Annotated in this window: 9 protein-coding genes; 5 read left to right on the forward strand and 4 right to left on the reverse strand. The window is 54.2% G+C overall.

What is annotated here, in order from left to right; all coding sequences use genetic code 11:
- Positions 1–15 precede the first annotated feature (15 nt).
- Positions 16–789 (forward strand): 1-(5-phosphoribosyl)-5-[(5-phosphoribosylamino)methylideneamino]imidazole-4-carboxamide isomerase, encoded by a 774-nt coding sequence (gene hisA, locus ACK4IR_RS06225; RefSeq protein ID WP_409873426.1) that lies wholly within the window; start codon positions 16–18, stop codon positions 787–789.
- Between the two features lie 37 nt (positions 790–826).
- Positions 827–2,641 (forward strand): ABC transporter ATP-binding protein, encoded by a 1,815-nt coding sequence (locus ACK4IR_RS06230; protein WP_409873428.1) that lies wholly within the window; start codon positions 827–829, stop codon positions 2,639–2,641.
- Here ACK4IR_RS06230 and ppk1 read toward each other — a convergent pair.
- Positions 2,638–4,836, reverse strand: a complete 2,199-nt coding sequence (gene ppk1, locus ACK4IR_RS06235; protein WP_409873443.1) for a polyphosphate kinase 1 — start codon at positions 4,834–4,836, stop codon at positions 2,638–2,640. The two genes, ACK4IR_RS06230 and ppk1, sit on opposite strands and share 4 nt — an antisense overlap.
- A gap of 132 nt (positions 4,837–4,968) precedes the next feature.
- Between ppk1 and lysS the strand changes: the two genes are divergently transcribed.
- The 3 genes from lysS (at position 4,969) to ACK4IR_RS06250 (ending at position 7,680) form a co-directional block, all read left to right on the forward strand.
- Positions 4,969–6,501 carry a lysine--tRNA ligase gene (lysS, locus tag ACK4IR_RS06240; RefSeq protein WP_409873429.1) on the forward strand — a complete coding sequence of 511 codons (1,533 nt, stop codon included), beginning with the start codon at positions 4,969–4,971 and terminating at the stop codon, positions 6,499–6,501.
- Positions 6,502–6,563: 62 nt separating this feature from the next.
- Positions 6,564–6,845, forward strand: a complete 282-nt coding sequence (gene clpS, locus ACK4IR_RS06245; RefSeq protein WP_298615240.1) for an ATP-dependent Clp protease adapter ClpS — start codon at positions 6,564–6,566, stop codon at positions 6,843–6,845.
- 7 nt (positions 6,846–6,852) lie between these two features.
- Entirely contained in the window at positions 6,853–7,680 is an 828-nt protein-coding gene (locus tag ACK4IR_RS06250) for a CPBP family intramembrane glutamic endopeptidase (RefSeq protein ID WP_409873431.1), read from the forward strand.
- Here ACK4IR_RS06250 and ACK4IR_RS06255 read toward each other — a convergent pair.
- From ACK4IR_RS06255 to ACK4IR_RS06265, 3 genes are read right to left on the reverse strand one after another with little or no spacing between them, the layout of a single operon-like run.
- Positions 7,652–8,980, reverse strand: a complete 1,329-nt coding sequence (locus ACK4IR_RS06255; protein ID WP_409873433.1) for a 16S rRNA (cytosine(967)-C(5))-methyltransferase — start codon at positions 8,978–8,980, stop codon at positions 7,652–7,654. The genes ACK4IR_RS06250 and ACK4IR_RS06255 overlap by 29 nt on opposite strands.
- Entirely contained in the window at positions 8,971–9,429 is a 459-nt protein-coding gene (locus ACK4IR_RS06260; protein ID WP_409873435.1) for a DUF3531 family protein, read from the reverse strand. The genes ACK4IR_RS06255 and ACK4IR_RS06260 overlap by 10 nt, the downstream gene beginning before the upstream one ends.
- Positions 9,426–9,986: a glutathione S-transferase family protein gene (locus tag ACK4IR_RS06265; RefSeq protein WP_409873437.1), complete on the reverse strand. Its 561-nt coding sequence runs from the start codon at positions 9,984–9,986 to the stop codon at positions 9,426–9,428. The genes ACK4IR_RS06260 and ACK4IR_RS06265 overlap by 4 nt, the downstream gene beginning before the upstream one ends.
- Positions 9,987–10,427 lie beyond the last annotated feature (441 nt).

Here is a 10,427-nt window from a genome sequence, read left to right on the forward strand (position 1 = left end):
GGATTCCTGACGCCAATGGATGTTATCCCTGCCATTGATTTACTTGACGGCAAATGTGTGCGTTTGGTGCAGGGGGACTATGGTAAGGTCAAAGTTTTTCACGATGATCCTCTAAAAGTCGCCCTCTACTGGCAGCGCTTGGGTGCTCCCCGCTTACATGTCGTTGACTTGGATGCTGCTAAGACAGGAGAACCACGTAACTACGATCTCATTGCCAAGATTGTGGCCTCCCTTGAAATTCCTGTACAGGTGGGAGGTGGCTTGCGATCGCGCCAAGCAGTTGCCGATCTCTTTCTCCAAGGCGTCAATCGTGCCATTTTGGGAACCGCGGCCCTTGAAAATCCCGAGCTGGTGGCCACTCTGGCAGCGGAGTTCCCCGGACGGATTTGGGTGGGGCTAGATGCCCGCAACGGTCGGGTAGCCACTAGAGGTTGGACGGAAACATCCACCGTTTTGGCTACCGATCTGGCGCAGAAAATGGCAGCACTGGGGGTGGCAGGGTTTGTCTATACCGATATTCAGCGGGATGGCACCCTCCAAGGACCGAATATCCCCGCCCTGCGGCAGCTATTGGCGGCAAGCGATCGCCCCGTCATTGCCTCCGGTGGCGTGAGTTCCCTTGCGGATATTCTCAGTCTCTTTGCCCTTAGTCCCCAAGGGTTAGCGGGGGCGATCGTCGGCAAGGCACTTTACACCAAGGCGGTGGATTTACGGGAAGCCGTTCGGGCGGTGGGGCTGGGGCGCTGGCAGGATATTCCGCCCGACTTGGGCAGCACGACTTGGGCATAACCGGCCTAAGATTAAAGCGTTGTTACCTCTAAACGCAATGTTGAAGCACCCTGCACTGCGCTCCCTTGGCAAAATTTGGCGACTACTTGATCGGGGCGATCGCTGGCAACTGCTGGGAATTTTTTTGCTGATGGTGATCACCAGCGCGTGGGAAGCGGTGGGCATTGGTTTGATTTTTCCCTTTATTGCAGTGGTTGAAAAGCCGGCGCGCCTCAACCAACTCCTCTTCTGGCGAACTGCTCCCTTAACCCCTACCGAGGAATATCAATGGCTCCTTCTCCTCAGTATTGCTTTAGCCGCTCTATTTATCTTCAAAAACCTGTTCATTGTTGCCAGCACCTACATTCAGCTAAAGTTTCTAAATGCCAAGCAATGTAAGTTTTCTGTCCTGCTTCTGCGCAGCTACCTGTTTAAGCCCTATACCTTTCACCTGCAACACAATACGGCAACACTTATCCAAAATGCTGCCAGGGAAACAAACAATGTTTTTAGCCTATACCTGCTGCCGTTACTGTTTGTCATTTCCGAAATACTGATTGTCTTTGCCATTTTTACGGTTATTTTTTTGAGTGCGCCTCTGATTGCCACTGTGGTCATTGCCCTAGCCGTCATTCTTTCCTATCTCTTCTTTCGGTTCTTTCGGTATCGCCTGAAACAGGCGGGGGCACAGCGGGTTCAATATGCCCAAAAGGTAGTCCAGAGCATCAACGAAGCTCTAGGTGGAATTAAGGAAACTAAGATTCTCGGCAGAGAGCAGTTTTTCTTAGATACCTATAGAGAAAACCTAATTCGCGATAGAAGCGCCACACTCTTCCAAGAGATTGCCTCCCAACTACCTCGCTCCTACTTTGAAACCATTGGGGTGGTTCTGCTGATTCTCATTCTCATCTTTTTTCTTCTGCAGCGGGGAACCACTGCCCAACTTTTGCCCCTTGTTTCCCTGTTTGCCGCCGCCGCTTTTCGGTTGCTGCCCTCTGCGAACCGCCTCATGGCAAACCTTGGTAACCTGATCTTTTATGCTGCGTCGGTGGATGTGCTTTACCATGACCTATTGGAAGCGCGAACACTGGAGCCACCTCGGCTCTCGGCCGTTAGCCCAGAAAGGGGCGCTTTGTGGGATCGCCTCGAACTCATTGACATTCACTACACCTATCCCAATGCGCCAAGGCCTGCCCTCTGTGGCGTTTCCCTCACCATTAAACAGGGGGAAATGGTTGGTTTCGTGGGGGCGTCAGGAGCCGGAAAAACCACCCTCGTTGATCTCATCCTGGGGCTGTTGGAACCCTGCCAAGGGGATATTCGGGTGGATGGTGAGAGTATTTACGGCAATCTTGCCCGCTGGCAACGGCAGATTGGCTATATCCCGCAAACTATTTATCTTTCCGATGACACGCTACGGCACAACATTGCCTTTGGCCTGCCCACTGAGCAAATAGATGAGACTGCCCTTTGGCGGGCTGTGGAAGCTGCCCAGTTGGCCGAGTTTGTTGCCGGATTACCGGCGGGCTTGGACACGGTTGTGGGCGAACGGGGGGTGCGCCTTTCTGGAGGACAGCGACAACGGATTGGCATTGCCCGTGCCCTTTATCATAATCCCTCCGTGCTGATCATGGATGAAGCGACGGCGGCTCTGGACAACCAAACGGAAGCAGGGGTGATGGATGCCATTCAGGCCCTGAGTGGGGAGAAAACGATTATTATGATTGCCCACCGCCTGAGTACAGTCATAGCGTGCGATCGCCTGTACCTGATAGCCGATGGTCAAGTGGCGGCTGTGGGGAGCTACCAAGAACTCCTGCAGACGAGTCCAGAGTTCCGAGCCATGGCGCAAGGGTATCTAGGAGCCAACTAGCGACTCGCTTCTACTTCCTTGAGGGTGCGTGCCATTAACACACTGTGGGTACCGCGCTCGGGTTCTCCTGGTGCCGGCTGCCGTTGTCGGTAGGTGCCATCCGGTTGCAGCTCCCACGCTTGGCGATTGTCCGCCAACATAATCTCCAGCACTGCTTTGAGTTCCAGTTGAATGGTGGGGTCTTGAATGGGGGTAATGGCTTCGACCCGGCGGTCTAAGTTGCGCGATCGCCAGTCCGCACTGCCGATGTAGTATTCGGGTTCACCGTTGTTGCCAAAGTAGAAAATCCGGGAGTGCTCCAAAAAGCGCCCAATAATACTAATCACCCGAATGCGATCGCTCACCCCCGGCACGCCGGGTCGCAGACAACACATACCGCGAATAATCAAATCAATTTCCACCCCCGCTTGGGAGGCTTCATAGAGGGCACGAATCACTTGCGTATCTGTAATGGCATTCATCTTGGCAATAATTCGCCCCGCTTGGCCGTTACGGGCATGTTCAATCTCGCGGTAAATCAATTCAAGCGTGCGATCGCGCATTGTGACAGGAGCAACGAGGAGCTGGCGATACTCCCGTTGGCGAGAATAGCCCGTGAGTGCATTAAAGAGTTCTGAGAGATCGGCTCCCAATTCCTCACGACAGGAAAATAACCCTAAGTCCTCATAGAGACCGGCCGTTTTGGGATTGTAATTGCCCGTGCCAATATGGACATAGCGGCGAATTTGCCCCGCTTCTTGGCGCACCACCAGAACCGTTTTGGTGTGGGTCTTCAGACCCGGCACCCCATAGACCACGTGGACACCCACTTTTTCCAGCTTCCGTGCCCAAAGGATATTGTTCTCTTCATCAAAGCGCGCCTTCAGTTCCACCAAGACGGCCACCTGTTTGCCATTCTCTGCGGCCTTAATCAGGGCACTGACAATCGGCGAGTCACCGGAGGTGCGATAGAGGGTCATCTTAATCGCCAGCACCTGGGGATCATGAGCCGCCAAGGTAATAAAGCGCTGTACCGTTGCCGCAAAGGAATGGTAGGGGTGATGAACGAGAATATCTCCCTCGCGAATGAGACCAAAGAGTTCGTTGGCAACCGCTTCCCAATAGTCGGTGCCAAGGGTGGTAATCTCGCTGCTGGTGTCAAACATGGATTCCCGTTCCTCTACCCGCTGGAAACTGGGGGGAACTTGGGGTTGCCACTCCGGATCCTTGAACTGGGGCAAGGGCAATCCCATAAAGGCAAACAAATCATTCAGACACAACAGACCATCCAGTTCATAGACATCAATTTCCTCGAGGTCCATCTCCTCCATCAGAGTTTGCCTCAGAAGCGGTGGAATGCCTCGCTGCACCTCTAGACGCACCACAGAACCAAAGCGCCGTTTACGAATTTCCTGCTCAATGGCAATCAGTAAATCATCGGCTTTGTCCGTTTCTAGTTCGAGATCCGCACTACGGGTAATGCGAAAGGCAAAGTAGGCCTGAATCTCCATCCCTGGAAAGAGAGCACTGAGGTTGTGGGCAATAATTTCTTCGAGGGGAACGCCGACCCAATGGGCACCTTGAGGCGAGTGTAAATGTTGGGGCAGGACAACAAAGCGGGGAAACCGATTCGGTACCTTCACCCGTGCTAGGCGTTCCTGAGCAGATTCCGGATCGCGGATGAGCACTGCAAGATTCAAACTGAGGCTAGAGATGTAGGGAAAGGGATGTGCCGGATCGACGGCTAAGGGGGTGAGCACCGGAAAAACTTGGGCTTGGAAGTAATCGTTGAGGTAGCCTTGCTGCTCGGGTGTCAACTCATTGAAGCGGGTGAGGAAAATGGCTTCCTTGGCCAAGAGGGCACGCAGTTCTTGGTCGAAATAGCGGTGTTGCTCGGTAACAATCGGCAACAGATATTGGCGCACCGCTTGCAGTTGTTCCGCAGGGGGCATGCCATCCGCTCCGCCTTGAAGAACGCCACTTTCCACTTGCTGCTTCAGACCGGCCACCCGTACCATGAAGAACTCGTCCAAATTGGAACTGAAAATGGCCATAAACTTGAGCCGCTCTAGTAGGGGTGTGCGGGGGTCATAGGCTTCGTGGAGAACCCGCTTATTAAATTCCAGCCAACTCAAAGAGCGATTAAAGTAATACTGTGGATCCTGCAGATCAATGGGTACGGGAGCTTTACGGCGAGGGGACTTCGCAGGGGTCATGGCCGTTTGTTCTTGTTCATTGGTCACACTAGCTTCCACTGTACTCGATTCCCCTTTTGCAGTGTTCGTAACAATCCCAGAGCGTACAATGAGAAGGTTAAGGTTTGCTAATCGTGGAGAGTTTCTACCAATATGGCCGACGTGGGGGCAACGGGCGCTGAAATTCGGGCAACACGGATTGAAAAGGCAAAAACGCTGCAAGAGCGGGGGATGACCCCCTATGCCTATCGTTGGGAACGCACCCATACTGCGGCGGTTCTGCAAGAAAAATATGCTCACTTGGCCGCAGGTGAAGCGGTGGGCGATCGCGTGAGCGTGGCCGGTCGCATTATGGCGCGGCGGGTTTTTGGCAAGCTGGCCTTTTTTACGCTTCAGGATGAGAGCGGCACGATTCAGCTTTACCTCGATAAGCAAACCATTAGCCAAAGCATGGGGGAAGCTGCTTTTGCCGATTTGAAACACCTGACGGATGTCGGCGATATCCTTGGCGCTGTGGGCACCCTCAAGCGCACTGAAAAGGGTGAACTCTCCGTTGTGGTGGTATCCTACACCATGCTCACCAAATCATTGCTGCCCCTGCCGGACAAGTGGCACGGCCTCACGGATGTGGAGAAACGCTATCGTCAGCGCTATGTGGATCTCATCGTCAACCCCCACGTGCGCGAGACATTCCGCAAGCGGGCACTGATTACTGCCGCCATTCGCCGCTACCTCAATGAGCAGGGCTTTATTGAAATTGAAACCCCGGTATTGCAGGCAGAAGCAGGTGGCGCCGAGGCGCGTCCTTTTATTACCTACCACAACACCCTGGAGATGCAGCTTTATTTGCGCATTGCCACGGAGTTACACCTAAAACGCTTGGTTGTCGGCGGCTTTGAGAAGGTCTATGAACTGGGGCGCATCTTCCGCAACGAGGGCATCTCCACCAAGCACAACCCTGAATTTACCTCCATTGAGGTCTATCAGGCCTACGCCGACTACAACGATATGATGACGCTGACAGAGGCAATCATTACCACAGTGGCCATGGAGGTGGTGGGCACGCTCAACATCACCTATCAGGGGGAAACCATTGATCTGACGCCCCCGTGGCGACGGGTCACCATGCACGATGCAGTGTTAGAGGTGACGGGGCTGGACTTTCGTCAATTTAGCGATCTAAGTGCCGCAAAGCAAGCAGCGCAAAAAGCGGGGGTCAAGGATTTAGAGACCTGTGACACAATTGGCCGAGTTCTCAACGAAGTCTTTGAGCAACGGGTTGAACCCACTTTGATCCAGCCCACATTTGTGCTTGACTACCCAGTGGAGATTTCCCCCTTGGCCAGGCCCCACCGCAGCCAACCAGGACTGGTGGAGCGATTTGAATTGTTTATCGTCGGTCGCGAGCACGCCAATAGTTTTTCGGAGTTAACGGATCCTTTGGAGCAACGCCAACGCTTGGAGGCACAGGCGCGGCGCAAAGCGGCCGGGGATTTGGAAGCCCACAGTGTGGATGAGGATTTTCTGACGGCCTTAGAACATGGAATGCCACCCACGGGAGGCCTAGGGATTGGTATTGACCGGCTGGTGATGCTGCTCACGGATTCGCCAAGTATCCGCGATGTCATTGCATTCCCCTTGTTGCGTCCTGAATTGGCAGGTGGTCAAGTTGGATCGGTTTGCTAAAATCTGAAGCAGATTTCCTGAATTCCTGACTCAACTTCCACTGAATGGAGGCATGGCCAACAATGTCAGTGCAAACCATTGAAAAACCAGCAACCGTTCGCAAGTTGGCGCCCCGCTATCGTGTGCTCCTTCACAATGACAATGTCAATTCCATGGAGTATGTGGTGGAGGTATTGCTGAAGACTGTGCCGAGCCTCACCCAGCCCCAAGCCGTGGACATTATGATGGAGGCGCACACAACAGGGGTGGCCTTGGTGATCACCTGTGCCCTTGAGCACGCTGAATTTTATTGTGAAGGCCTGAAAATGGCCGGGCTGACGAGTACCATTGAACCCGCTGAATAAGCCACTTTTGTCCCAGTTCTGGCGGCAGATGATCCGCCGCCCTTTTTGGGTTCGCATCTTTAGTTTTGCCCTGACGCTGGTGCTGCTGTGGCTGCCCATTGGCCTGAGTATCTATTTTTTGTGGGGAGAGGGCGGCGCAGCTAGCTTTGTCAATATGGGGCTGTTGTACCTTATCTTTATTCTCTTGCTGCGGGTCTGGGGGCGACGGGTTCATCAACAGCGATCGCCCCTTGGGTTTTACGGCCTGAAGGGCGGCTGGGACTTTGGTCGCGAAGCGCTGCTGGGGTGGCTGGTGGGGGTGTTTTTGGTTGCCCTCCTATTTTTCGTGGAGGGAGGCTTGGGCTGGGTGAGGTGGCAGGGGTTATCGGATCGCTTTGGGCTGCTGCTGTTGGATGGACTCCTGACGGGGGTGGCGGTGGGCTTTGCCGAGGAATTGCTGTTTCGCGGCTGGCTGTTGCAGGAGTTAGAGCTAGAGTACCAACCGTGGTTTGCCTTAGTGCTCAATGGCCTGATTTTTGCGGCATTGCACTATCTGCATCCTTTGGAAATGATTTTGGCCACATGGCCGCAGTTTTTTGGTTTGGCCTTGTTGGGTTGGACGCTTGGACTAGGTAAATGGGTCTTTGGGGGGCGCTTGGGTTTTCCCATGGGACTCCACGGCGGTTTGGTCTGGGCCTATTTTGGCGTCAATGTGGGCAAGTTAGTGAGCTATACCGGGGTAGCGCCAGAGTGGCTGACGGGGATCAACGGCAATCCGATCGCCGGCCTAATGGGCGTTGGCATGTTAACGCTGGTTGCCCTAGGGCTTAGTTACCGCGTCGCAACCGCACCATGAAAAAGCCGTCCATATCCTGCCGGTGCGGCCAGAGGGTGATCCAGCCTTCAGGGGCTGCTTGGAGGGGAAAATCGGCGGGAGGTGGCTCAATGTGCCACTGGGGATGATCTGCCAGAAACTGTTGAATTTGGAGTTCATTTTCGGCAGGGTCTAGGCTACAGGTGGCATAAACCAGCACACCTTGGGGCTTCACCCAGCGGGAGACATTGGCTAAAAGTTGGGCTTGCAGGGGCACCAGTTCAGCCAAGCGCCTTTTCAGGGGTTGCCAGCGGCTATCGGCATGGCGATGCAGGGTACCGGTGCCGGAGCAGGGCACATCCAAAAGGACGCGATCGCCAGCTTCCACAAAATCCTCAGCCGTTGCACTGTCAAGGGGGTGAATGTCAATGCTCCTCAGGCCGAGGCGATCGCGATTTTGGGCTAACTTCCGCAAGCGACTGGGGGTGCGATCGCAGGCAATGACGCGGCCGTGATCTCCCATCAACTCGGCAATATGGGTGGTTTTGCCTCCCGGGGCAGCACAGGCATCAATCACCACTTCGCCGGGCTGGGGATCCAGCAGATGGCTCACCCATTGCCCCGCCCGATCCTGAACCGACCAGTGCCCTTCAGCATAGCCGGGAAGGTCGGACAGGGATTGGCCACAGTGGGGCAGCACCAGTCCTTGGGGTAAGTGGGGAATGGGATGCAACCGATAGCCTGCCGCCGCAAAGTCAGCGATCAATTGCTCAGGGGTAGTGCGCAGCGGATTCAGGCGCAGATCCAAACGCGGCGGCCGATTGAACCAATCACAGAGGGCAAGGCATTCCTGCTTGCCGAAGCGTTCTAGCCAAGCCCCCACCAGTTCATCCGGAAAGCTGTAGCGGCAGCCCAGTTGGGAAACCAAGGGCAGGGGGGCAGTGAGGTCTTCCAGGGGATCGCTGGGGGAGCGGGTGTAACGGCGCAAGACGCCATTCACCAGTGGGGCAAAGCCCCCCAGACCGATTTCTTTAACCAGCTCAACGCTGCTGTGGACTGCGGCATAGGAGGGGATGCGATCCAGATAGCGCAGTTGGTAGAGACCAAGGCGCAGCACGAGCTGGACTCGCAGGGGGGGCATTTTGCCACAAAACCCCTCAATGAGGGTATCTAAGGTGCGCTGTTGGCGAACACTGCCATAGACCAGTTCAGTCACCAGAGCGCGATCGCCTGCCGGCAAAGACTGCTGCTGTAAGACCTGATGGAGCGCCACATCGGCATAGGCTCCCCCGGCGATCCGTTCTAGGGCCTTAAGGGCAAGGCGGCGAGCAGTTAATTCCACGCCGATTGTTCAATCATTGGCCGCTGTTCACTGGTGGCGATCGGCCATTCGGGATTGTCACCCCCAATCACCAGGGTTTTGAGGGGTACATAGTCCTCACTGAATTGATTGAGGGCATTAATCAGCACATCCAAGGCCAACGCATCACTGGTGCCCAGGTCAAACCAGCAGCGTGCCCAGCGATCGTTGTACTCAAACTCGCCCATATTGTGCATCACCGCCATCATCGAACTCTCCGCTTGGGCGCGATCGTACTCCAGATAACTGAGATCGAAGCCGGTTTCTTGGACTTGCAGGTTTTCGGCATTGAATCCCCCCAACTTGCCCAAGAAAAACCACGAGTTAAAGACTTCCTCCAGATATTGTTGCTCAACGGAGGAGGGGGGTGCGGCAAATTCCACCCAAATCCACAGATCAAAGGGATTTACTTCCCGAAAGATAACATTCATCCTCCAGCCCCCATTAACCCCTTCTGGAATGCCGGCCGCTGTTGCAAGCGCGCCACATAGTCCGCGACCTTAGGATAGGGACTCAAATCCACCTGAAAGAGCATCTGAAGATAGGCCAGCACCGACCCTAGGGCAACATCGGCAACCGAGAACTCATTGCCCAAAATGTAGGGATTTTCCATCAGCGCCGTTTCAATGCCCTTCAGCAGTCGTGGAAGCTGGCGATCGCGATTTTCAGGGGGAAACATGGCTTGGGTCAAGGTGGAATTGGCAAAAAGCACCCACTGATAGACTCGGCCAGCCGCCGCCGCCTCCTTGGGCAATTGACCGTGAACTTGGGCAAGATAAAGCAAAATTGCCCCTGATTCCCACAGCACCGCATCACCATCCACGATCACGGGCACCTTGCCCATGGGGTTGAGTTTGAGAAAATCTGGCCGATGTTGCTCCCCGGCTTGCAGATCCATGAGTACAAACTCGTAGGGAATTCCCAATTCTTCTAAATACCAGCGAACGATACTGGCGCGGGATTTGGCACTGCCATAAAGCTTTAGCATAGGTCAGTTGCAGCGATCAAGTATCAATTCAATCTCAATCAGTTTTATTTTATTATGCGCTTTGATTAGCCTCGAAATGATTTCCTGCTTTCCATAGAAACTAATATCCTACTACACAACATTGAAAAAAAACAACAACACGCCCAATTTTCTTGCTTCAGTAGAGGTGGAAAGTTTTTTTAACGTCGGCTAGAATGAGCATTTCTGTTGAGACTGCTATCGCCCCAGTGAGTGGGGAGCGGTTTCATTGCGTATTCGACTCGGAGACGTGTTTGCCCGTTGAGCCAGTGCAACGCTTCCTCAACTACTGTCGCAAGCGGGGTCTAGCGGTCAACACCGTGACTACCCATGCCTATCGCCTTGTGGACTTCTGACGATGGTTAACTTACGTCCAGCACGATTATCAAACCGTTACTCTTGATGACCTTACCAACTTTGTTA

The organism is Thermosynechococcus sp., assembly GCF_046299635.1.
Taxonomy (GTDB): domain Bacteria; phylum Cyanobacteriota; class Cyanobacteriia; order Thermosynechococcales; family Thermosynechococcaceae; genus Thermosynechococcus.